Genomic DNA, 21,951 nt, shown 5'->3' on the forward strand with positions numbered 1-21,951 from the left:
CGCGAACCTCACGACTGTGCGGATACGGCCGCTCCGTCGACGAGTCGTGCGGCCGCCGAGTACGGATCGTCGCGACCCTCGGCGACGGCCTCCGCCAGCGCCTCCAACTCCGCGTGGTTGCGCAGGAGGGTGTGTGCCAGCGACAGGATCTGACTGCGGGCCCGCGCCGTGCGGCGTTCTGCGGTGTCGGCCCGCTGGTGCGCCTCGATCGCGTCGACGAGGTCGTCGACACCCTGGCCGGTCGCGGCGACGAGCTCGAGGATCGGGACCTTCACGTCGCCGCGGAGGTCGCGCACCGTCTGATCGGCACCGTCGCGGTCGGCCTTGTTGACGACGACGAGATCGGCGACCTCGAGCAATCCGGCCTTGGCGGCCTGGACGGCGTCTCCCCCACCCGGATTGAGGATGACGACGGTGGGTTCGGCGACCGAGGCGATCTCGATCTCCGACTGACCCACGCCCACGGATTCGAGCAGGATCACGTCGTAACCCAAAGCTGCCAGCAATCGGATCGACGCAGGGACGGCGGCTGCGAGTCCGCCGAGATGTCCGCGGGAGGCCACCGACCGGACGAACACACCCGAATCGCCGACGTGCGCGGCCATGCGGATGCGGTCGCCGAGCAGCGCACCGCCGCTGTAGGGGGACGACGGGTCGACGGCCAGCACCGCGACCCGCAGTCCCCGTTCGCGGTAGGCGGTGGTGAGCGCCCCGACTGTCGTGGACTTGCCGGCCCCGGGCGGGCCCGTGAATCCGACGACCCGCGCGCGGGCGGGTTCGAGCAGCGCGAGCACCTCGTCCCGGCGCGGTCCTTCGACGAGGGTCAGCAATCGACCCGCGGCACGCGGGGAGCCCCCGCGTGCCGCGTCGATCAGTTCACCGATGTTCACGGCGTATCCCGGTTCACGGTGCCGGCACCTCGATCACGACGGCCGAGCCCATGCCACCACCCGCGCACATCGACGCGACACCGATGCCACCGCCGCGGCGACGCAGTTCGTGGGTGAGGGTGACGAGCATGCGGGCGCCGGTCGCGGCGACCGGATGGCCGAGGGAGCAGCCGCTGCCGTTGACGTTGACCTTCTCGGGGTCGATCTCGAGCAGCTTGATGCACGCGACGCACTGCGCGGCGAACGCCTCGTTGATCTCGAACAGGTCGACGTCGCCGATGGACAGACCGGCGCGCTGGAGTGCCTTCGGGATCGCTTCGACGGGAGCGAGTCCGGTGATCGCAGGGTCGACACCCACCGACGCCCACGACAGCACCGTGCCGAGCGCGGGCAGACCGAGATCGCTGCTGGCGATGGCCAGCGCGGCGGCCGCATCGTTGCCGCCGCAGGCGTTGCCGGCGGTGATGCTGAAGCCCTCGATCTCCGGGTGCAGCACCTTGAGCGACGCGAGCTTTTCGAGGCTCGTCTCCCGCCGCGGGTGTTCGTCGGTGTCGAACAGGCCGTGTGGGGTGTCGATCGGGACGATCTCCTCCTTGAAGCGGCCCTCGTCGATGGCGCGGATCGCGACCTGGTGCGAGCGCAGCGCCCAGGCGTCCATCTCCTCACGGCCGATGCCGGCCTTCACCGCGGCGTTCCAGCCGACGGTGATGGACATGTCGCGGTTCGGGGCCTCGGGGCTGTCGGGGTGGCTGGGCGACATCCACGGCACCCACTCCTCGCCTTTCCGGATGAGCGATCGCGGCGAGGTCGACGCGGAGTTGACGCCACCGGCGATCACGATGCGGTCCATGCCGGAGCGGATGCTCGCCGCGGCGGACTGCACGGTCGACAGGCTCGCCGCGCAGTGCCGGTTCTGTGCGAGACCGGGCACGTGGGTCAGGCCGGCGGTGAGGGCGGCGTGGCGGGCGATCACACCGCCGCCGTACAGGCCCTCGCCGAGGATCACGTCGTCGATCAGGCTCTTGTCGAGGTCCTCGGTGGTCGCGGTGACGATGTGCTCCGCGAGGGTGAACGCGTCGGTGTCGCGGAGCGTGCCCTTGACGGCGGTGCCGACCGGGGTGCGCAGGGCGGAAACGATCACGGCATCAGGCATGGGTGGCCTCCAGTTCGGCGAGAAGGGTGCGACGCAAGAGCTTTCCGGTCTCGGTCTTGGGCAGTTCGTCCCGGAAGACGATGTTGTCGGGGGTCTTCGAGGAACGCAGGCGTTCCTTCACCCACTGTCGGATCTCGTCCGGATCGCCGTCGCCGACGAGGACGGCGACGATGCGTTGTCCCCATTCGGTATCGGACACGCCGATGACGGCGGCCTCGGTGATGCCCGGGTGGGCGAGCAGGACGTCCTCGATCTCGGCGGGGGCGATGTTCTCGCCGCCGCGGATGATGGTGTCGTCGGAGCGGCCCTCGACGTACAGATATCCGTCGGAGTCGAGCCGGCCGAGATCGCGTGTGGAGAACCACCCCTCAGCGTCGAGGACGCTGCGGTTGCCGTATTCACCCGAGATCTGTTCGCCGCGGACGAAGATCAGGCCGGTCTCGCCGGACGGGACGGGTTCGCCCTCCTCGGAACGGATCTCGATCTCGATGCCGGGGAGCGGGCGGCCCACCGAACCGAGGCGGTCGCGGACGGCCGGATCGGTGGAGCCGAAGGCGGTGCGGTGGTCGTCGGGTCCGAGAACCGCCACGGACGACGCGGTTTCGGTGAGACCGTAGGCGTTGACGAAGCCGGTGTCCGGGAAGGCGCGCAGCGCGTGTTCGAGGACCGGGCGCGGCGTGCGCGACCCGCCGTAGGCGAGACTCGCCAGCGTGGGGGTGTCGGCCGTGTCGTCGCCGAGGGCGGTCACGATGCGGGCGAGCATGGTCGGGACGAGCATCGCGTGGGTGACGCGTTCGCGTCGGACCGTCTCGAGCCAGACCTGCGGGTCGAAGGCCGGCAGGTACACCACCCGGCGGCCGGTGTAGAAGTTCGACAGCAGGTTGGTCAGGCCGGCGATGTGGTACGGCGGAACCGAGACGAGCGATGCGTCGGTCTCGGCGGCCGAACCGAACTCCATCGTGTTGAGCACGTAGGCGAGCAGGTGCCGGTGCCGCAGGATCGCGGGCTTCGGATCCGAGGTGGTGCCGCTGGTGTAGATGATTGCGGCGACCGTGTCGCCGTCCCACTGCGGTTCGAGCGGCGGCTCGGGATCGCCTGTGGCGTAGGAGTCGTCGACGAGGACGTCGAGATCCTCCTGCTCGAGCACGAGTGCGCCGGGGTGCTTGGCCTTCAGCGCGCCGAGCTGTTGTTCGCCGAGCCGGTAGTTGAGCGGCACGAAAGGAACCCCGGCCAGCGCCGAACCGAACAGCGCCACCGGATACGCGAGGTGGTTGGACCCCAGGTAGAGCACCGCCGGATGATTCCGGAACTGCGCGGCGGCACGACGTGCGAGGGCGTCGAGACCGGCAGCGGTGAGGGTCCGGTTCCCGACGGTCGCAACTGCTCGCTCGCCGGTGCTTGCGGCCATTTCTAGAATCATGCTTAGGTTCATGAGAACATTATTCTCACAGACAGAGAGCTTTACTTTCAAGAGCTCGGATCTCGAAGGAGGCAGCATGCAGGTAGCAGGAAGCTCCGCGATCGTCGTCGGCGGCACGGGTGGCCTCGGGCAGGCCACCGTCCGGCGTCTCCACGAGGCGGGCGCGAAGGTCGTCGTCGCCGACGTCAACGACGAGAAGGGCAAGGAACTCGAGCAGGAGCTCGGTGTGCGATACGTGCGCACCGACGCCGGCAGCGAGGAATCCGTCTCGGCCGCCATCGCGGAAGCGGACTCGCTCGCGCCGCTGCGCATCTCCGTCGACTGCCACGGCGGCCCGGCCGGCGGCGGACGCCTCGTCGGCAAGGACGGCAGCGCCATGCCGCTCGAGAACTTCACCAAGACCATCGAGTCGTACCTGACGTCGTCGTTCAACGTCATGCGCCTGGCCGCCGCCGCCATCGCCAAGCAGGACCCCTTCGACGACGAGGGCTCCCGCGGCGTCATCGTGAACACCGCGTCCATCGCCGGTTACGAAGGGCAGATCGGGCAGCTCCCCTACGCGGCCGCGAAGGGCGGCGTCATCGGCATGACGCTGGTCGCCGCACGCGACCTGTCGCCGCTCGGTATCCGCGTCAACACCATCGCGCCGGGCACGATCCTCACCCCCGCCTACGGCAAGGCCGGCGACCAGCTCGAGGCGTACTGGGGCCCGCAGATCCCGCATCCCAAGCGCATGGGCCGCCCCGCCGAGTACGCGACGCTCGTCGCGTCCATCGTCGAGAACGACTACCTCAACGGCGAGGTCATCCGCCTCGACGGTGCCCTGAGGTTCCCGCCGAAGTGAGCCCGCTCGCAGGGAAGGTCGCGTTCGTCGCCGGTGCCAGTCGTGGCATCGGCGCTGCGATCGCCGTCGCTCTCGCCGAGGCGGGGGCCTCTGTGGCGGTCGCGGCACGCTCCGAGCAGGAGGGCAAGCTGCCCGGCACCATCGGCTCGGTCGCCGAGCGGATCACCGACGCCGGAGGCCGGGCCCTCCCGGTGCCGTGCGACGTCACCGACGAACAGTCCGTCGACTCCGCGATCGCCGCGACGGTCGCCGAGTTCGGCGGGCTCGACATCCTCGTCGCGAACGCCGGGGTGCTGTGGATGGGGCCGATCGAGACGACCCCGGCGAAACGCTGGCAGTTGTGCCTCGACGTCAACCTCACCGGCGTGTTCACCGTGACCAAGGCAGCGATCCCGCACCTGCGCGAGCGCGGCAGCGGGTCGATGATCGCGGTGACCACCAGCGGTGTGACGATGACCGACCACGGCTCGAACGCCTACTGGGTGTCCAAGGCCGCGGTGGAACGCCTCTACGTCGGGCTCGCGGCCGACCTGCGGCAGGACAACATCGCGGTCAACTGCCTCGCGCCCTCACGGGTCGTCCTCACCGAGGGCTGGACCGCCGGCGGTGGCGGACGGGAGATCCCGCCCGAGATGGTGGAACCACCGGAGACGATGGGCGCCGCCGCGGTGCTGCTCGCGCAGCAGGACGCGAACGGGATCTCCGGCACCGTGCAGCGTTCGGAGAGCCTCGTGTCCGCGAGGGGATGAGGTTGCCGCACGAAGGGAGGTCCGGCACCGGGCCTCCCTTCGTGCTTCCGGGCGCGAATCCGCTTCGACGGTTCAGCGGTCCAACCGCGCGACGAGCCGTCCGGTCACTTCGTTGCGACGAAGGCGTTCCAGGCCATCACCGATCCCCTCGAAGCCGATCTCGGTGTATGCGGGTTCGATCTCCCGTCTCACGAACAGGTCGTACACCTCCTCGATGTCCTCGACGGTCCCACCGAGGGAACCCACGAGCGTCCTGCCGAGGAGCGTCGGCGTCTTCACGGTGAACGTCGGCAGGCCCAGACCGACCTGCACCACGGTGCCGCCCCGGGCGACGGCGTCGATCGCCTTCTGTGTGGTGTCGAAACCGGCGTAGTCGACCACGAGGTCGAATCCTCGGCCCGCCCATTCGGCCGCGTCCCGCACGACATCCGTCGCGCCGGCCTGCCGGGCGAGATCCCATGCCGATTCCTTCGTCTCTGCCACGTGCACCTCCGCACCGGCCAGCACGGCCGCACGAGTCCCGATCTGCCCCAGACCGCCGTAGCCGATCACACCGACCTTCATCCCCGTCGACGCACCACCGACCTTGATGATGGCGTGGTACGAGGTCATTCCCGCATCCGTCGCGAGGGCGGCCAGCGACAGGTCCAGCCCTTCGGGCACCCGGGCGAGATCGCGGGCATCGGCGACCAGCTTGTCGGCGAACCCACCGTGGGAGAACATGCCGAGCGGCGGACGCACGCCCGACGAGCAGACGCCGACGACGTCACCGATGCTCCAGCCCTCGACCCCGTCGCCCAGTGCGCTGATGACGCCGGCGTTCTCGTGTCCCTGCGTCATGGGCAGGAACGGCATCGTCTCCTCTCCGACCTCCATGTACATCAGGTCGCTGTGACACAGTCCGGCCGCCGCGACGTCGATCACCACCTCGCCCGGGCCGGGTTCCGGTTCCGGAACCTCGTTCAACGAGATCGGTCGCCCGGCTCCTTCGAACTGCCATGCCCTCATATCCGCACCGCCCTCATGCTCTGCTTCTTCGATCGCACCTCTTGCAGGCCGACACCTGTGACATTACTGTTCTCATCAACCGGAACGGCATTCTTGGAACAAAGATCGTGAGAATGTTTACAGGGAACACGGATCGAGTCGCGGTGCAGTTCCGAACCGACTGCAGAACAACAGAATTCGCCGACGATCGGAGAACGTCATGAAGGTGGAAGTCGATCCTCACCGCTGCCAAGGACACACACTGTGCACCATGGCCGCCCCCACGCTCTTCGAACTGAGCGACATCGACGGGCACGCCACGGCCGTCGACACCGAAGTACCCGTCGATCTCGCAGAATCCGCACGCGAGGCCTACCGCAGTTGCCCCGAACAGGCGATCTCCGTCCTGTGACACCACCCGACCGCACCACCATCCATCGGACGCACGAGAGGGCAACACCGTGAGCGCTGACGAGGCCGTCGTCGACACCGAGCACCGGACACCGGTCTATCAGTTCGACAGGCACGCACCGGACTACCGGGGCCGATTCTCGGAAATCACTACCGAGATGCACTCGAAATGCCCCGTGGCATGGTCCGACACGCACGGAGGTCACTGGGTCGCCGCAGGCGGCGAGGCAGTATTCACCCTCGCACGCTCGGCGAACATCTCGAACGACCACGACGTGAAGGGAGTACGGCGCGGCTACAAGGGCATCATGATCCCCACGGCCGTCCGGGCATCCGGCGTGCGCGGTGGGATCCTGGAGATGGACGACCCCGAACACCGGGAATTCCGAAGCGTACTCAATCCGTATCTGTCTCCCGCTGCCGTGAAGAAATGGGTTCCCCTCATCGACGAGGTGATCCGCGCGTGCCTCGACGAGAAGATCGAGACCGGCAGCATCGACTTCATCGACGATATGGTGAACATCGTTCCCGCCGTCATCACCCTCGCGATGCTCGGGATTCCGGTCGCCAAGTGGAACGTCTACTGCGAGCCCGTCCACGCCGCGATGTACACGCCGCCGGACTCGCCCGATGTCCACCGCGTCGCCGAACTGCACCGGTTGATGGGAATGGATCTTCTCGCCAGCCTCCACGAGATCCGGGAAAACCCCCGTCCCGGAATGGTCGATGCCGTCGCCCGCGCCACCATCGACGGGGAGACACCCGACGATCTCGAACTGCTCGGTGTGCTGAGCCTGCTCATCGGCGGTGGTTTCGACACGACGACGGCGTTGACCTCGCACGCGCTCGAGTGGCTGTCGCAGAACCCCGATCAGCGCGAAATCCTCAGCGCCGAGCGGGACACGCTGCTGGATTCGGCAACAGAAGAATTCCTGCGCTTCTATTGTCCGTCGGCCGGGGACGGCCGCACGTTCTCCGCCGACACCCAACTCGACGGCGTCGAGTTCAAGGAGGGCGAACGTATCTGGCTGTCGTGGGCGATGGCGAACCGGGATCCCGAACTGTTCACGGATCCGAACGAGATCGACCTGGAACGCAAGGGCAACCGGCACTTCAGCTTCGGACTCGGAGTGCACCGCTGCATCGGATCCAATCTGGCGCGAACCATGTTCAAGCGGATGTTGCTCGCGGTACTCGACCGGATGCCGGACTATCGCTGCGACCCCGAAGGCACGGTCCACTACGAGTCCATCGGCGTCATCCAGGGCATGCGGCAGCTTCCGGCCACCTTCACGCCCGGTCCGCGCCTCGGCGACGGACTCGACGAGACCCTCGACCGGATCCAGAAGATCGTCGACGAGCAGGGAATCGCAGCGCCGGTGACGGCACAGAAGTAACCGGCACCGGCTGCGGAAAGGGATCCTCATGAAGACCGAAGACATGGTGATGATCAGCATCGACGACCACGTCGTCGAACCCGCGGACATCTTCGAGAAGCACTTCCCCAAGAGCCTGATGGACCAGGCTCCCAAACTCACCACCCATCCCCGCAATCCGAGGGTGCAGGCCTGGCAGTTCCAGGGCACCGTCGTCGGCAGCTCCGGCCTCAACGCCGTGGTCTCGTGGCCCAAGCACGAATGGGGCATGGACCCCACCGGGTACGCGGAGATGCGGCCCGCCGTCTACGACATGGATATGCGCGTGCGCGACATGGACGCCAACGGCACCCTCGCCGCGACACTGTTCGCCACCTTCCCCGGCTTCGCCGGCACCCACCTGGCGAGCCTGCCCGACAAGAAGCTCTCCCTCGCCGCGTGCAGGGCTTTCAACGACTGGGTCGTCGGTGAGGTCCCGGACGCACACCCGGGCCGGTTCATACCGATCGGCATCATCCCCTTCTTCGATGCGGACGAATCCGTTGCCGAGGTTCACCGGATCGCAGCCATGGGATGTCGCTCGATCAGCATCCCCGAAACTCCCTACGGTGTCGGGGAAGGGTTCCCCGACTTCAAGTCCGGCTACTGGGACCCGATCTTCAAGGCGTGCGTCGAACACAACATCGTGCTGTCCCTGCACATCGGAGGCGGCATCAACCTGGTCAAGCGGCCCGAGGGATTCGACATCGACAACATGCTGATGCTCACGCCGCTCATCTCGACAATCGCGGCCACCGACATGATGCTCAGCGGCGCGTTCAAGAAGTTCCCCGACCTCAAGGTCGCGATGAGTGAGGGCGGCGTCGGATGGGTGGCGCCGTGGCTGGACCGCCTCGACCGGCACATCGTCAACCAGTCCTGGACCGGAACGAGCTTTCTTCCCGACGGGATGAGCCCGACCGACGTGTGGCGCAAGAACTTCCTCGCCTGCTACATCACCGAACCCAGCGGACTGAACAACCGTCACCGGCTCGGCATCGACACCATCGCGTGGGAATGCGACTACCCGCACTCGGATTCCACTTGGCCGCACTCACCCGAGATCCTGAAGAGCGCGCTGGACGCCGCTCGGTGCACCGACGAAGAGATCGACAAGATCACCTTCGCCAACGCCGCGCGGTTCTTCGACTGGGATCCGTTCGCGCACACCCTGCGTGAGCAGGCCACCGTCGGCGCGCTGCGGGCACGCGCCACCGATGTGGACATCAGCGAGACCTCCAAGGAGGAGTACCGCCGCCGCTACGAGCTCACCCACTCCTGAGCCGCCCGGAACAACACCACCGACCCGCTTCGACCGACAAGGAAAACCCATGACAGACACTCCCCAGCTGGCCGGCAAGGTCGCCATCGTCACCGGCGCCGGTGGCGGGATCGGCCGGGCCTACTCCCGCGGCCTCGCCGAGGCCGGAGCGGCAGTCGTCCTCGCGGACGTCAACCTCGCATCCGCTCAGGCCGCGGCGGACGAACTCGCAGCGGACGGTCACCGTGTCCTGGCCGTCGGAGTCGACGTCAGCGACGAGGCCAGCACCACCGAGATGGCCGCGACCGCAGCCGAACACTTCGGATCGGTCGACATCCTCGTCAACAATGCGGGACTGATGGCCGAGGTCGTCGGCGAGGGATCTCTCACGACGATGGACATCGAGCTGTGGAACCGTACCCTCGCCGTCAACCTGACCGGCCCGCTCCTGTGCACCCGCGCCGTGGTGCCGTACATGAAGGAGCGCGGCTACGGCAAGATCGTGAACCAGTCCTCGAGCGGCGCGTTCATGGCCGCGCAGGCCTACGGCATCACCAAACTCGGACTTGTGAGCATGACGGTCTCGCTGTCGCGTGAGTTGGCGCCCTTCGGCATTCGTGTGAACGCGATCGCTCCCGGCATGGTCAACACCGAAGCCGGCTCGATCGCCTCACCGCCCGAGCTGAAGGAGATGGTCAAGCACGCCATCCCGTTCCCGTTCGGTGAGCCCGAGGAACTGATCCCCGGCCTGCTGTACCTCGTGTCGTCCGGCAGCGACTGGGTCACCGGACACACCCTCAACATCGACGGCGGCTGGGTCGTCCGGGTCTGAAACACCAGTACACCAACCCTTCTCACAGACAGGACCACGCATGAAGCACTACTTGCTCGTCGAGTCGTACCCGTCGCATCCCGAGCGGCTGGAAGAGTTCAACAAGTGGTACGACGAGGTGCACATCCCCGAAGTGGTGGCCCTCGACGGATTCGTCGGTGCCACACGGCTGTCCCCGGCCGACGCGGACGGCGGCCCGTCGGTCACCCTCTACGAACTCGAGGGTGATCCCGCGGCGGCCAAGGCCAACGTCCACGCCGCGGCGGCAGCGAAGCAGCTGAACATGTCGGACTCGCTCAGCTACGGTCCCATCCCGAAGATGCGGATCATGGAAGTGAAGTCGGAGTACGTCAAGCCCCGTTCGTGAACGGAGCACGGAATCCGTAGGGCCGCTGCCGGGATCCGGCAGCGGCCCTACGAGCATTCCAGGGAGAGCGCATTTTCCAGGGTGGCGCACTGTTCGTCGAAGAATCCGCGCGCGACCCCCGTGCGCGAGGCCACCGAATCGAAACCGTGGAAGGCTCCGTCGACGATGTGCAGAATGCACGGGACACCCGAGGCCCGTAGCCGTTCCGCGTACGCGCGGTCCTCGTCGAGGAACAGATCGTGCGTGCCCACCCCGATCCAGGCCGGGGGCAGACCCGACAGATCGGTGCGACGCGCCGGCGCCGCGACCTCCGGATCGGCCGAACCCAGGTAACTCGTCCAGCCGAACCGGTTGCTGAACGCATCCCACATCCGGATGTGCGCGGGACCGTCGCCGGTGCGGTCGTCCAGCATCGGATAGGCCAACAGCTGGAAGGCCGGCGCCGGCAGTTCCCTGTCCCGGAGCAGAAGTGCCAGTGCCGCAACCAGACCCGCCCCGGCGCTCGCACCTCCGATCGCGATACGCGCCGGATCGACCTCCGGCCGGCTCCGCAACCACTCGTAGGCGCGCAGACAGTCCTCGAGCGGAGTCGGATAGGGATGTTCGGGTGCCAATCGGTAATCGACCGAGGCGACGGCGATACCGAGCCGGTCGGCGAACCGCCGGCACAGCGCGTCGTCCTGCGCGGCCCGGCCGAAGACGTACCCGCCACCGTGGATCCACAACAGGGCCGCACCGGGTTCGGTGCCTGCGCGGGCCGGAGCACCGAACCAGCGGACCGACACGCCCGGTTCGAAGACGTACACGTCCGGGTCGGTGCCCCGGATCGCGCGGGTGAGCATGCGCATCACCGGCAACGATCGCGGGGTCACCGCACGACGTGGGGCGAGCAGCGCCACGGTCCGCAGATCGGGATGGAAGCTCGACAGCGAACGCAACCGTCCGATCACACGGTCTCTCCGATCACGATTTTCCTGCGGTCATCCTCGCGATGTTCGCACGGAAGTCGTCGCTCTGGAAGGTCATCTCCTCGGCACTCATCGCGTAGTCCAGGCTCGCGAGCACCGCCCGCTCGAGGTGGATGTTGAGCAGCCGCTTGGTAGCCTCCACGGCCTTCTGCGGTTGCTCCACGAGACGCTTGGCGCACGCGAGTGCCTCGGCGAGCGGATCGGCGACGACATGGTTCGCCAGGCCGAGTTCGCGGGCCCGCTCGGCGGGGATCCGCTCCCCGAAGAAGGCGAACTCCTTCGCGTGCAACAGGCTGATCTGCAGCGGCCAGGTCAGCGGACCACCGTCGGCCGCGACCAGCCCGACCTGCACGTGGGGATCGGCGAGATAGGTGCCCTCCCCCATGTAGACGACGTCGCTCAGGGCGACCAGGCTGCACCCGAGTCCCACCGCCGGGCCGTTGACCGCAGCGACCACAGGCACGCGGCAGCGCGCCATACCCAGGACGATCTCGCGTCCGTCGGCGATGGTCTTCGCCCGCAGTTCGGCGTCCTGCCCCAGTTCGGCGAGATAGTCGAGATCCCCGCCGGCGGAGAACGCCTTGCCGGCACCGGTGAGCACCACGGCGCGGACCTCGCGGTCGGCGCTCAGCTGCGGCCACAGCCGGGCGAGTCCCGCGTGCAGCGGATCGTTGACCGCGTTGTACTTCGACGGCCGGTTGAGCGTGACGATCCGCAGCGGCCCCTCGGCGCGGACCTCGATCTCGTCGGGCATGCCGTACATGTCAGACCCCCAATCCGAGGATGCGCGAAGCGATGATGTTCTTCTGGATCTGCGACGTGCCGCCCATGACGGACTGGGCGCGGCTGTACATGTACGAGCCGAGGAGTTCCTCGTCGCGGCTGCCCGCGACTGCCAGGGCTGCGTGTCCGACCGACTGGTCCACCCACGTCATGAGCAGCTTGTCGAGCGACCCCTCGGAGCCGTGCGAGACACCGTCGAGCTGCTCGGACAGTCGCCGCCGCACGTGCAGACGCAGCATCTCCGACTGCACCGCCGCCCAGGCCAGATCCTGCGGGGGCGGACCGTCGACGCGCTTGGCGAGCTGACGCACGAGTTTGCCGTAGCGGGCGGCGAATCCGAGGGTGGACGGTTCGCGCTCGTGGCCGACGACGGTCATCGCGACCCGCCAGCCCTCCCCGGGAGCCCCGACCATGCGGCTTGCCGGCACGCGGGCACCGTCGAACAGCACCTGGCCGAACTCCTTGGTGACGCCGCTGATCATCTTCAACGGTCGCTGCTCGATGCCGTCCTGGTGCATCGAGACGATGAACGCCGAGATACCGCGGTGCCGCGGCGCATCCGGATCGGTGCGGGCGAGCAGCAGGCACCAGTCGGCGACGTCGGAGTAACTCGTCCAGACCTTGTGGCCGTGGATGACGTATTCGTCGCCGTCGCGGGTCGCCGTGGTGGTGAGCGACGCGAGGTCGGAGCCGGCACCGGGTTCGCTGAATCCCTGGCACCACCGTTCGGTGCCGTCGATCATGCCGGGCAGGAACCGTTCGCACAGTTCGTCACTGGCATGGTGACCGAGGCCGACCACGAGATATCCCAGACTCGGCCGCGGCGGGCATCCCGCGACGGCGAGTTCCTCGTCGAGGATCACGTCGAAGACGGGCGGAAGATCCTGCCCGCCGTACTTCTTCGGCCACGACAGACCGAAGAACCCTGCGCTGTAGAGCGCCTGATGCCATTCACCCTGCCGAGCCCAGTACTCGTCACCCGAGGTGGGGAACTTTCCGGCCTGATCGGCGAGCCAGGTCCGCAGCCGGGCGCGGAATGCGGCTTCTTCCGGCGAGTCACGAAAGTCCAAGGTCGATCTCCTCCAGGCTCACGGGGAACAGTTCGGTGGACGTCAGGGCCCGCCGCAGGTACACGTGCTCGATGCACTCCCAGGTGTTGCCGATCCCGCCGTGCACCTGAACGGCGGTCTCGCAGACGGTGCGCGCGGCGCGCGCGGTGTAGATCTTGGCGATGCGCGCGGCGCGGATCGCTTCCTCGGGCGTCAGCTCGTCGACGGCCCACGCCGCGTGCCGCAGCACGCTGATCGAGCCTTCGATGAGGGCTTCGCTCTCGGCCAGCATGTGCGCGACCGCCTGGTACGACCCGATCGTGTTTCCGTACTGCTCACGGATCTTCGCGTAGTCGACGGCCACCGCCTGCGCGCCCCGTGACACCCCGACGAGGTCGGCGCACGTGACGACGAGCGCGAGAGCATGTGCGCGGTCGGCGTTCTCGGAGGAGAGTTCGCCGAGCGTCTCGTCCGGTTCGGCGAACGTCGCGAACGAACGGGTCAGGTCCGCACCGGGCGCGGGCTCACCGACGGCCGCGGTCGACACCGTCCGGTCCCGGAGGACGAGGACGCGATCGAGGCCGTGCGCGTCGAAGGCGTCGGCACCGACGGCGATGGCGCGCGTCGGCTGGTCGTCGGAGAAATGCCGGTGCAGGTCGTCGGCGAGCACCGGACCGAAGAACGGCACGTCGACGAGTCCGCGCCCGAATTCCTCTGCCACGATGGCGACTTCGACTCCCGACGCGCCGTCGGAGCGCAGGGAGCGCCAGCCCGTCGAGGCGACGGTCTTCTCCAGCCGTGCCCGGCGTGCCGCGTCGTCCAGATCCGACACCGAGCGGGCACCCAGATCGTCGGCCAGTTTGGCGGCGGCGTCGCGCAACTGCTGTTGTTCAATGGTCAGACGTACGTCCATGGCGCTCCTCGAGTTGTCGGCGCAAGACCTTGCCGGACGGCAGGCGGGGAATGTCGGGCACGAAGATCACGCGTCCCGGTCGCTTGTACGACGCGAGTCGTTCGGCCACATAGGTGGAGATGTCGTCGGGATCGAGTGTCGCGGTGGTGGCGATCGCCGCGACGACCGTCTCGCCGGCCGCACCGTTCTTCGTTCCGAAGACGGCGCAGTCGGCGATGTCGGGGTGGCCGTGCAGCACCGCTTCGACCTCGGCGGGAGCGACCTGGAATCCGTTGACCTTGATCATGTCCTTGGCACGGTCGGTGATCCGCAACCGGCCGTCGGCGTCGAGCCATCCGACGTCGCCGGTGCGGTACCAGCCGTCGCAGAACGCCCCGGCGGTCGCGTCGTCGGGCAGGTATCCGGCCATGGCCGAGGCCGACCGCACCTGGATCTCTCCGGTCTCGCCGGCCGGGACCTCCCGGCCGGTCCCGAGTTCGACGATCCGCAGTTCGAGGCCGGGCGCAGGTACGCCGACGCTGTCGAGGCGGGCGTCGCCCACCGGATTGCAGGTGATGACGGGGACCTCGCTGGCTCCGTAGGCCGGCAACCAGGTCACGCCGGTGCGCCGGGTGACGGTCTCCGCGACACTCGCGGTGACGGGTGTGGCGCCCCACATGATGTAGCGCAGCGACGACAGGTCGAACGATTCGAGATCCGGATGCGAGGCGATCGCGAGGGCGATCGGTGCGACGGCCATCTCGACGGTGATCCGGTCGCGCTCGATGGATTTCAGCATCGCGTCGAGGTCGAATCGCCGGTGCAGCCGCATCCATCCGCCGGCGTCGAGCACGGTGGCGATGTTGAGCAGGCCGAGGATGTGCGAGGGAGGGGTGACGATCTGGAGCCGGTCGCCGGCGGTGAGTCCGAGGACCTGCCGCCAGTGCGCCACGGCCGCGGCGAACGAGGAGCGGGTGTGCCGCACGGCCTTCGGCAGGCCCGTCGTACCGGAACTGAAGACGAGCAGTGCATCGGCGTCGGGGTCCACGGGGGTTGCGGTGAAGTCGCCGTGATCGGGTTCGATCGGGTCGTCGAGGTAGAGCATCGGCATCGCGGCGGCGAGGACGGGGTTGTCGCCGACGGCGAAGGCCGGTTCGGTGAGCCGGAGGGCGTGCTCGACCTCGCCGCTTTTCCAGGCCGGGCTCAGCAGGACGACGACGGCGCCGAGCCTGTCGATGGCCCGGTAGGCCACGACGAATTCGGGGCGGTTGGACGACATGAGTGCCACGCGGTCGCCGGGACCCACGCCGCGATCTGCCAGGACACGAGCGAGTCCGCAGGTGAGCGCATCGAGTTCCGCGAGGGTGTACTCGCGGTCTTCGAAGGCCAACACGGTGGGCTCTGTCATGGTGCTCTCTCGCGTCGCAGCAATACCGGTCGAGAGGTCTTGCTCTCCTGAATGAGAATAGTACTCTCGTTCTTGCAGAACATTGATACCAGGAGGAGACGGTCCATGGCGAGACCACCTTTGTTTCAACGCGCGACCGTGACCCGGATCGTGAAGGAGACCGACGACGCCCGCACCTATGTGCTCGCTCCCCTCGACGGGCCCTTCACCTACAAGTCAGGGCAGTTCTGCACCTTCAAGGTGAAGGTCGACGGCACCGATCTGTATCGCTCGTACTCGATGTCGAGCGCGCCCGAGACCGACACCGAGATGATGACCACCGTCAAGCGGGTCACCGGCGGAGCCGTCTCGAACTGGCTGCACGACAACATCGCGGAAGGCGACGAGGTCGAGATCACCCGACCCGCAGGCACTTTCCTTCTCCGCGACGCAGCCGGTCCGGTGCTCGGCTTCGCCGGCGGAAGCGGCATCACGCCGATCCTGTCGCTCGCCAAGAGCGCACTCGCGACGACCGACCGGCCGGTGCGCCTGCTGATCGCCGACCGCGACCGCGCGTCCGCGATCTTCGCGAGCCTCACCGACGAACTCGCCGACCGGTACGCAGGTCGCCTCGAGGTAGTGCGGCACTTCGACGACGAGAGCGGACTGCTCACTCCCGACGCCGTGCGCGCCTTCGTCGGATCCGACGGCGGCGCCGACAGCTACCTGTGCGGCCCGGAAGCGTTCATGGACATGGTCGAGGCCGCGCTCCCCGGCCCCGGCAACATCTACAGCGAACGGTTCGGCAGCGCAGCCGAACCCATCAAGGCCGAGGACGCCCAGGAGGCGGAGTCCGCCCCGAGCGGGGAGGTGAGGGGCACCGTCTCGATCCGCCTCGGCAACCAGCGCGTCTCCGTGCCCCGGCACGCCGGTGAGACACTGCTCGAGAGCGCGCGTCGCGCGGGCCTGGCGCCGCCGTTCTCGTGCGAGGCCGGCAACTGCGCGACCTGCATCGCGAAGATCACCCACGGCAGCGCGACGATGCGCGTCAACGACGCATTGTCCGAGGAGGAGATCGCCGACGGCTACATCCTCACCTGCCAGGGCGTGCCCGACAGCGAGGACATCAAGGTCAAGTACGTCTGATGCCGATTCGGTTGTTTCGACGGCGTCATACGCGGTGGAAACAACCGGATTTTCACTGGTAGGTCAGGGCGGCCGAATGCGCCACCCTGCGACCCACCTCGATCGGTGACGACGGCCGGCCGCGCAGGAAGCTCGCGAGGGTTCCGTTGTAGGCGGTGAGCACGTCGTCGGCGAGGTCCTGCGCGTTCGCCCCGGCCACCGGTTTCGCAAGGTGCAGGAGTCGCTCGGCGAGCAGGTCGCTGTCCGCCGCGAGCATCTCGCCGATCTCGTCGGTGGGTTCGGCGAACTCCGTCGCTGTCGCGAGGAAGGCGCACCAGCGGGCGGGTGATTCCGAATCGTCGCGGTACGCGGCGAGGGCGTCGAAGATGGCCAGCAGACGTCCGATGTCGTCGTCGGCATCGACCACGTGCCGGTCCCACACCGCGCGCCACTCCGCCAACCGGACCCGCAGCGCCTCGGCGACCAGGGATTCCTTGCTGCCGAAGTGCGTGTACAGGGACGCTGCCGAGACTTCGGCCCGGCGGAGCAGGTCGTCGACGGGTGTCGCCCGGATCCCGCGGTCGAAGAGCATCTCCTCGGCGGCCCGGAGCAGACGGGTGCGGGCAGCAGGACGAGCCGTGGACATGACCACACTGTAACGCTCGTTCTTCTGAAACGATCGTTTCGGAGTAGAGTAACGGTCGTTCTGGTCTTCGATCCGTTCGGGGGACGCGATGCATCCACTCGTCATCGCCGGCACAGCTCTGATCGCGACCACCTACGGGCTGGCGCGGTTCGGCTACGGACTCTTCCTGCCCCAGTTCACCGACTCGTTCGGGATGGGCTCGACGGTCGCCGGTGCCGTCCAGGCCGGCAGTTTCCTCTCGTACTGTCTCGCGGCGATCGTCGCGTCGAGGACGAGCGGACGCCCACGTCTCGTCGTGGCCTGCGCCGGAGCCACGGCGGCGATCGGTGCGCTGGGGGTGGCGGCGTCGACGCACACGATCGTCTTCGCGCTGAGCGTGATTGTCGCCGGAGCCGGGGCCGGTTTCGCCACTCCCGGGCTGGTGACGCTCGTCGAACGCAATGTCGCTCCCGATCGGCAGGAGAACGCGCAGACGATCGTCAATTCGGGAACGGGGGTGGGACTCGTCGCCGCCGGAGCTCTGGTGTTCGCCACCGCAGGCCAGTGGCGTGTGGGATGGGTCGTCATCGCGATCCTCACCGCCGGGGTCGCTTTCACCGTCCTCCGCACCGACCGACGTTCCGACGATCGACGGGATCGTTCACACACCACGCCTGTGCGGATCGGCGAACTGTCCCCGCTGATCCGTCCCCTCCTCGCCGCAGCACTGGCCGGTGCGTCGAGCGCGGCGATCTGGACGTTCGGCCGGTCCGTCATGAGCGACGGCACCGGCGGGGAGACCTACTCGGTGCTCGCGTGGATGGTCCTGGGCGCCTTCGGGGTGCTGGGGGCGACCGCGGGCCGGATCGTGCAGACCTGGAACCTGCCGGTCGCGTGGACGTTCACCACCACCGCCATGTCGGTGGCCACCGTTCTGCTGGGGTTGCTGCCCGGAACACCGATCCCCGCCTACCTCTCCGTCGCCTTGTTCGGCGCGAGCTACATCGCGATGAGCGGGGTGCTCATCGTGTGGGCCGTGCGGTCGGTCGCCGAACGCGCAGCCGAGGGCACCGTGGCGTTGTTCATCGCCCTGGCCGTGGGCCAGGCCGCCGGATCGGTCGTGTTCGGAGCCCTGCTGGGTTCGACGTCGACCGCGACCGCCTTCGTGGTGGCGGGCATCGTCGGTCTCCTCGCGGTGGCGCCGGCGGTATCGCTCCCCCGGTCCCGCACTCTCACGCCTGTCGGTCGGTGATCACGGGAAGCCAGTCCTCGTCTCCGTCCGTGTTCGGCCCCGGTGTGGAGATATCGCCGTTCCCGTCGGGAGTGGCCGGCTGCCGAGGCCCGGTCGCGTCGGCGGGGTCGATCCACTCGAGGGTCGCCGACTCCGGTACCAGGGCAGGATCGAGCCGGATCGTGCGCTGCGTCGGAACATAGACGACGGCGAGTGAACCGTCCGGTGTCCGGGCGGCGGTGACGTACTCGTCGTCGAGGACGTCGATCATCTCGTCGCTCGTCCACGGGGTGCCGCGACCTGCGACGACGAGCGGTTCGTCGATGTCCGGCACGAGTTCCCACCACGGCCACGACTGCCACAGTTCGCGTATCGCCCGCAGTTGCGCGACGGCGGAGGTGTCCAGTCGGGATTCCCACCCGTCCGGGAACTCCCAGTCGTCGGAACCCCGGAACTCGCCGGGCGAACCGGAGGTCAGTGCCCACAACGCCTGACGTCGGAGCGTCTCGTCGGTGGTCGGCGCCGTGTCCTCCTGGTTGTTCTCGCCTTCGTAGTTGCCCTCCGAGAACAGTGCGGGTCGCGGGTCGCGGGTCCCGTCGGCACGCTCGTAGGCCTGCAGGACCGCCTGATAGGTCGGCGCGTAGGTGTAGACGAAGTTCCAGTCCACGATCGGCTCCCAGAACGGATGATCCGTCGAGAGCAGCTTGTCCCAGCCCAGCTGGATCGTGAACGGTGCGTCGGAGCCGGCATCACGGATCCCATCGAGCATCGCGCGCAGCACGAGGTCCGACTCGGCACCGGCCGCGAGATCCTCCGCCTCCGGTGAATAGTCGCCGCCGGTCATCCAGACGATGTTCGGGAACTCCGCGTACCGCTGCGCGAATCTCCGCCCGTATTCGAAGGCTTCCTCGGGTGTGGTCGAGGCGAAGACGTGGGTGAGATTCCATCCGTCCATCGGATACAGGAACACCGTGTTCCCGTGGCGGCACGCGATCCGGAGATAGTCGTCGACGCGCGACCAGTACGCCTCGTTCCACTGCGTGATGTCGCCGTCGACGAACGGTTCGATGCCGTCGAAGGTGGCGCCTTCGTAGCTCGGCCCGCCGTTCACCGGCACGACGATCGCCGACATGATCGACGCGTCGAACCCGTTGCTCTCGCGGTCGGTGAAGTACAACTCGGCCTGCTCGGGCGACCAGTCGGCCATCCCCGACCACGGCGAGTCGCCGCGGACGAGGACGGGATCACCGTACTGATCCTCGAAATAACGACCGTCGGCGCTGACGGACGAGACGAAGCGATGGTCGGCGGCGTCGCATTCCGCATCCACCGCCGGGACGTTCGTCGGCTGCTGCTCTTGGTCTCCGGCATCGGAACAGGCCGCGACCAGAAGCAACACCGTCGCCAGGACTGCTCGCTTCATCGCCACCCCCACCGCGCCCGTGGTACGTCCAGGCTACGGAGGAGGCGGCGGTTCGGAGCAGAATCACGGAACGCAGTATCACCGAACGCAGAATCACGGAACCTGTCGGATCAGGCAGGTCCCACGGTCACCGGCGCGTCGGTGTGCTCACCCAGCTTCGGAGGCGGTCCGTACTGCGGTTCGTACCCGATCACCCGGATCGGGCTGCCTACCAGACGGAAGTCACCGGCGGTGACGACCATCTCGGGAGTCGCGTCGAGCGCGTCGGGCAGTGATCGGACCGCGGCCGCCGGCACCCCGAGCGGACGGAGACGGGCCTCCCAGCCGGCAGCGGTGTCGCGCGAGAGCGCCTCGGTGACCACCGCGAGCACCTCGTCGCGCCGCTGTGCGCGTTCGGCCATGGTCGGAAACCCGTCGATCTCGGCCTCGGCAGCGAAGATCCGCCAGAAACCGTCGTGCGTGACGAACAGCGCGAGCGTGCCCTCGGCGGTCGGGAACAATTGCGCGGGAACGTAGTACGAGTGTGCCCCGTTCGGCATGCGTCGCGGCTCGGTGCCCTCGTTCAGATACGCCGAGGCACGGTAGTTCAGCTGCGACAGCATGACGTCGCGCAACGACACGTCGACCTGGCCCCCGCGACCGGACACGATCTGCGCGAGCAGACCGAGCGCGGCGGTCATACCCGTCGAGTTGTCGGCCGCCGAGTAACCGGGCAGCATGGGCGGGCCGTCGGGGTCGCCGGTCAACGCCGCGACACCGGTCTGGGCCTGCACCACGTAGTCGAAGGCCGGGTCGTCGCCGCCGTCGAGCCCGTATCCCGTGATCGCGACGCAGACGATCGTCTCGTTCCATCTGCGCAGCGCGTCGTAGGTCAGGCCGAACTTCCGGATGGCCGACGGCTTGAGATTGACCAGTAGCGCATGGGATTCGGCAGCGAGCTCGCCGAGGCGGCGCATGCCGTCGTCGGTCGTCAGGTCGAGGCAGATGCTGCGCTTGCCCCGGTTGAGGCTCGCGAAGTAGGCGTCGCTCACCTGGCGGGAGAGATCCCCGGTGGGCGGCTCGATCTTCGTCACCTCGGCCCCGAGATCGGCCAGCAGCATCGTCGCGTACGGGCCCGCGAGGATGTGACCGACCTCGAGGATCCTGATCCCCGCGAGCGGACCTGCCGTCACCGCAGTTCCTTCACGAGTTCGGCGACGACCTCGCGGGTGCGGTACTTCGACGCGACCAGCTCGTCGCGGGTGTTGCCGATGGGCAGCAGCCGCATCGACAGGTCGGTGACGCCGGCCTCCTCGTAGCGGCGGAAACCGGCGAGGATCGCGTCCTCGTCGCCGACGATGGCCATGTCGCCGATGTCCTTCGCCTGTCCGTGTTCGAGGAGCCGCTGGTAGTTGGGCGAGATCTCCGCTTCGGCGAGAATGCGATTGGCGCGCTCGCGGGCGACGTCGACCTCCGACGGTGCGCACAGGCAGACCGGTACGCCGGCGACGATCCGCGGTTTCGGCTTACCCGCTTCCTCCGCGGCCTTGGTGATGCGCGGCGCGATGTGTTCGGCGATGGCGCGTTCGTCGGCCATCCACAGCACGGTGCCGTCGGCGAGTTCGCCGGCGATCTTCAGCATCACCGGGCCGAGCGCCGCGACGAGCATCGGCATCGGTGCGACCGGCGCGATGTCGAGGGGATTGTGGACCTTGAAGGTGTCGTTCTCGACGTCGATCGAACCCGGCAGGTCGCGCGCGGCGTTCAGCACCTCGAGATAGTCGCGCGTGTACTTCGCTGGCTTGTCGTAGGGCAGGCCGAGCATGTCCTGCACGATCCAGTGGTGCGACGGGCCGACACCGAGGGCGAGGCGGCCACCGAGCGCGGCGTGCGTCGACAGCGACTGCCGCACCAGGTGGACCGGGTGCTGTGCCTGTAGAGGCACGACGGCCGTACCGATCTCGATACGCGACGTCCGCGTGCCCATCAGGGCGACGGCCGTCAATGCGTCGAAGTCGGTGGGGATCTGCGGCACCCACACGGTGTCGAGGTCGGCCGACTCGGCCCACTCGACGTCCTTCAGCATGCGGTCGACCTTGCGGTTGGTGTCGCCCTGTTCCGGGCCGACCATCACTCCGATACGCACGATTCCTCCAGGTT

The 21,951-nt window shown here is 68.0% G+C and carries 22 protein-coding genes; 9 read left to right on the top strand and 13 right to left on the bottom strand.

Features of this window, described 5'->3' with window-relative positions; genetic code table 11:
• Positions 1-8: 8 nt before the first annotated feature.
• Genes meaB through CKW34_RS21560 form a run of 3 tightly spaced genes read right to left on the bottom strand, consistent with a single transcriptional unit; the run spans position 9 to position 3,475 of the window.
• Entirely contained in the window at positions 9-890 is an 882-nt protein-coding gene (gene meaB, locus CKW34_RS21550) for a methylmalonyl Co-A mutase-associated GTPase MeaB (RefSeq protein WP_059384024.1), read from the bottom strand.
• Between the two features lie 13 nt (positions 891-903).
• Entirely contained in the window at positions 904-2,043 is a 1,140-nt protein-coding gene (locus CKW34_RS21555) for a thiolase family protein (RefSeq protein ID WP_026061766.1), read from the bottom strand.
• A complete protein-coding gene (locus CKW34_RS21560) occupies positions 2,036-3,475 on the bottom strand; it encodes a class I adenylate-forming enzyme family protein (RefSeq protein WP_059384023.1) in 1,440 nt (479 codons plus the stop codon). The genes CKW34_RS21555 and CKW34_RS21560 overlap by 8 nt, the downstream gene beginning before the upstream one ends.
• A 64-nt stretch (positions 3,476-3,539) precedes the next feature.
• Here CKW34_RS21560 and CKW34_RS21565 point away from each other — a divergent pair, with 64 nt between their 5' ends.
• Positions 3,540-4,307: an SDR family oxidoreductase gene (locus CKW34_RS21565; protein ID WP_059384022.1), complete on the top strand. Its 768-nt coding sequence runs from the start codon at positions 3,540-3,542 to the stop codon at positions 4,305-4,307.
• The gene (locus CKW34_RS21570; RefSeq protein ID WP_059384021.1) at positions 4,304-5,056 is read left to right on the top strand and encodes an SDR family NAD(P)-dependent oxidoreductase; all 753 of its coding nucleotides are present in this window, start codon (positions 4,304-4,306) and stop codon (positions 5,054-5,056) included. Before CKW34_RS21565 ends, CKW34_RS21570 begins: the two co-directional genes overlap by 4 nt.
• Positions 5,057-5,128: 72 nt before the next feature.
• On the opposite strand, the gene CKW34_RS21575 is transcribed toward CKW34_RS21570, so the two are convergent.
• Entirely contained in the window at positions 5,129-6,064 is a 936-nt protein-coding gene (locus CKW34_RS21575) for a zinc-binding dehydrogenase (RefSeq protein WP_059384020.1), read from the bottom strand.
• 199 nt (positions 6,065-6,263) lie between these two features.
• Between CKW34_RS21575 and CKW34_RS21580 the strand changes: the two genes are divergently transcribed.
• Genes CKW34_RS21580 through CKW34_RS21600 form a run of 5 tightly spaced genes read left to right on the top strand, consistent with a single transcriptional unit; the run spans position 6,264 to position 10,329 of the window.
• A complete protein-coding gene (locus tag CKW34_RS21580) occupies positions 6,264-6,455 on the top strand; it encodes a ferredoxin (RefSeq protein ID WP_059384019.1) in 192 nt (63 codons plus the stop codon).
• A 49-nt stretch (positions 6,456-6,504) separates the two neighbouring features.
• Positions 6,505-7,851 carry a cytochrome P450 gene (locus CKW34_RS21585; protein WP_059384018.1) on the top strand — a complete coding sequence of 449 codons (1,347 nt, stop codon included), beginning with the start codon at positions 6,505-6,507 and terminating at the stop codon, positions 7,849-7,851.
• Between the two features lie 28 nt (positions 7,852-7,879).
• On the top strand, positions 7,880-9,151 hold the full coding sequence (locus CKW34_RS21590) for an amidohydrolase family protein (protein WP_059384017.1): 1,272 nt from the start codon (positions 7,880-7,882) through the stop codon (positions 9,149-9,151).
• Positions 9,152-9,200: 49 nt separating this feature from the next.
• A complete protein-coding gene (locus CKW34_RS21595; RefSeq protein WP_059384016.1) occupies positions 9,201-9,962 on the top strand; it encodes an SDR family oxidoreductase in 762 nt (253 codons plus the stop codon).
• 40 nt (positions 9,963-10,002) lie between these two features.
• Complete coding sequence (locus tag CKW34_RS21600; RefSeq protein ID WP_059384015.1) at positions 10,003-10,329, top strand: DUF4286 family protein; 327 nt, start codon at positions 10,003-10,005, stop codon at positions 10,327-10,329.
• Positions 10,330-10,376: 47 nt separating this feature from the next.
• On the opposite strand, the gene CKW34_RS21605 is transcribed toward CKW34_RS21600, so the two are convergent.
• The 5 genes from CKW34_RS21605 to CKW34_RS21625 are packed head-to-tail and all read right to left on the bottom strand — an operon-like array spanning position 10,377 to position 15,429.
• Positions 10,377-11,279 carry an alpha/beta hydrolase gene (locus CKW34_RS21605; RefSeq protein ID WP_080968383.1) on the bottom strand — a complete coding sequence of 301 codons (903 nt, stop codon included), beginning with the start codon at positions 11,277-11,279 and terminating at the stop codon, positions 10,377-10,379.
• A gap of 13 nt (positions 11,280-11,292) precedes the next feature.
• Positions 11,293-12,060: an enoyl-CoA hydratase/isomerase family protein gene (locus CKW34_RS21610; protein ID WP_059384014.1), complete on the bottom strand. Its 768-nt coding sequence runs from the start codon at positions 12,058-12,060 to the stop codon at positions 11,293-11,295.
• Between the two features lies 1 nt (position 12,061).
• Positions 12,062-13,150 carry an acyl-CoA dehydrogenase family protein gene (locus tag CKW34_RS21615; RefSeq protein WP_016696164.1) on the bottom strand — a complete coding sequence of 363 codons (1,089 nt, stop codon included), beginning with the start codon at positions 13,148-13,150 and terminating at the stop codon, positions 12,062-12,064.
• On the bottom strand, positions 13,137-14,042 hold the full coding sequence (locus CKW34_RS21620; protein WP_059384105.1) for an acyl-CoA dehydrogenase family protein: 906 nt from the start codon (positions 14,040-14,042) through the stop codon (positions 13,137-13,139). The genes CKW34_RS21615 and CKW34_RS21620 overlap by 14 nt, the downstream gene beginning before the upstream one ends.
• Positions 14,020-15,429 (bottom strand): class I adenylate-forming enzyme family protein, encoded by a 1,410-nt coding sequence (locus tag CKW34_RS21625; RefSeq protein WP_059384013.1) that lies wholly within the window; start codon positions 15,427-15,429, stop codon positions 14,020-14,022. The genes CKW34_RS21620 and CKW34_RS21625 overlap by 23 nt, the downstream gene beginning before the upstream one ends.
• Positions 15,430-15,534: 105 nt before the next feature.
• Between CKW34_RS21625 and CKW34_RS21630 the strand changes: the two genes are divergently transcribed.
• Positions 15,535-16,554, top strand: a complete 1,020-nt coding sequence (locus CKW34_RS21630) for a ferredoxin--NADP reductase (RefSeq protein ID WP_059384012.1) — start codon at positions 15,535-15,537, stop codon at positions 16,552-16,554.
• A 52-nt stretch (positions 16,555-16,606) separates the two neighbouring features.
• On the opposite strand, the gene CKW34_RS21635 is transcribed toward CKW34_RS21630, so the two are convergent.
• Positions 16,607-17,179, bottom strand: coding sequence for a TetR/AcrR family transcriptional regulator (locus CKW34_RS21635; RefSeq protein WP_059384104.1), 573 nt, complete (start codon positions 17,177-17,179; stop codon positions 16,607-16,609).
• A gap of 88 nt (positions 17,180-17,267) precedes the next feature.
• On the opposite strand from CKW34_RS21635, the gene CKW34_RS21640 reads away from it, so the two are divergent.
• Positions 17,268-18,410, top strand: coding sequence for an MFS transporter (locus CKW34_RS21640; RefSeq protein ID WP_059384011.1), 1,143 nt, complete (start codon positions 17,268-17,270; stop codon positions 18,408-18,410).
• Here CKW34_RS21640 and CKW34_RS21645 read toward each other — a convergent pair.
• The 3 genes from CKW34_RS21645 to CKW34_RS21655 form a co-directional block, all read right to left on the bottom strand.
• Positions 18,391-19,812 (bottom strand): apiosidase-like domain-containing protein, encoded by a 1,422-nt coding sequence (locus CKW34_RS21645; RefSeq protein ID WP_059384103.1) that lies wholly within the window; start codon positions 19,810-19,812, stop codon positions 18,391-18,393. The two genes, CKW34_RS21640 and CKW34_RS21645, sit on opposite strands and share 20 nt — an antisense overlap.
• Before the next feature lie 110 nt (positions 19,813-19,922).
• A complete protein-coding gene (locus CKW34_RS21650) occupies positions 19,923-20,984 on the bottom strand; it encodes a CaiB/BaiF CoA transferase family protein (RefSeq protein ID WP_059384010.1) in 1,062 nt (353 codons plus the stop codon).
• Positions 20,981-21,937: an LLM class F420-dependent oxidoreductase gene (locus CKW34_RS21655; RefSeq protein ID WP_059384009.1), complete on the bottom strand. Its 957-nt coding sequence runs from the start codon at positions 21,935-21,937 to the stop codon at positions 20,981-20,983. The genes CKW34_RS21650 and CKW34_RS21655 overlap by 4 nt, the downstream gene beginning before the upstream one ends.
• Positions 21,938-21,951: the final 14 nt, after the last annotated feature.

The organism is Rhodococcus rhodochrous, from assembly GCF_900187265.1.
GTDB lineage: Bacteria > Actinomycetota > Actinomycetes > Mycobacteriales > Mycobacteriaceae > Rhodococcus > Rhodococcus rhodochrous.

Excerpts from the sequence above, each read along its gene's own strand:
- CKW34_RS21555 (WP_026061766.1), bottom strand. The coding sequence starts at position 2,043 with ATGCCTGATGCCGTGATCGTTTCCGCCCTGCGCACCCCGGTCGGCACC.
- CKW34_RS21560 (WP_059384023.1), bottom strand. The coding sequence starts at position 3,475 with ATGAACCTAAGCATGATTCTAGAAATGGCCGCAAGCACCGGCGAGCGA.
- CKW34_RS21565 (WP_059384022.1), top strand. The coding sequence starts at position 3,540 with ATGCAGGTAGCAGGAAGCTCCGCGATCGTCGTCGGCGGCACGGGTGGC.
- CKW34_RS21575 (WP_059384020.1), bottom strand. The coding sequence starts at position 6,064 with ATGAGGGCATGGCAGTTCGAAGGAGCCGGGCGACCGATCTCGTTGAAC.
- CKW34_RS21580 (WP_059384019.1), top strand. The coding sequence starts at position 6,264 with ATGAAGGTGGAAGTCGATCCTCACCGCTGCCAAGGACACACACTGTGC.
- CKW34_RS21590 (WP_059384017.1), top strand. The coding sequence starts at position 7,880 with ATGAAGACCGAAGACATGGTGATGATCAGCATCGACGACCACGTCGTC.
- CKW34_RS21595 (WP_059384016.1), top strand. The coding sequence starts at position 9,201 with ATGACAGACACTCCCCAGCTGGCCGGCAAGGTCGCCATCGTCACCGGC.
- CKW34_RS21600 (WP_059384015.1), top strand. The coding sequence starts at position 10,003 with ATGAAGCACTACTTGCTCGTCGAGTCGTACCCGTCGCATCCCGAGCGG.
- CKW34_RS21610 (WP_059384014.1), bottom strand. The coding sequence starts at position 12,060 with ATGTACGGCATGCCCGACGAGATCGAGGTCCGCGCCGAGGGGCCGCTG.
- CKW34_RS21620 (WP_059384105.1), bottom strand. The coding sequence starts at position 14,042 with ATGGACGTACGTCTGACCATTGAACAACAGCAGTTGCGCGACGCCGCC.
- CKW34_RS21625 (WP_059384013.1), bottom strand. The coding sequence starts at position 15,429 with ATGACAGAGCCCACCGTGTTGGCCTTCGAAGACCGCGAGTACACCCTC.
- CKW34_RS21630 (WP_059384012.1), top strand. The coding sequence starts at position 15,535 with ATGGCGAGACCACCTTTGTTTCAACGCGCGACCGTGACCCGGATCGTG.
- CKW34_RS21635 (WP_059384104.1), bottom strand. The coding sequence starts at position 17,179 with ATGTCCACGGCTCGTCCTGCTGCCCGCACCCGTCTGCTCCGGGCCGCC.
- CKW34_RS21640 (WP_059384011.1), top strand. The coding sequence starts at position 17,268 with ATGCATCCACTCGTCATCGCCGGCACAGCTCTGATCGCGACCACCTAC.
- CKW34_RS21645 (WP_059384103.1), bottom strand. The coding sequence starts at position 19,812 with ATGAAGCGAGCAGTCCTGGCGACGGTGTTGCTTCTGGTCGCGGCCTGT.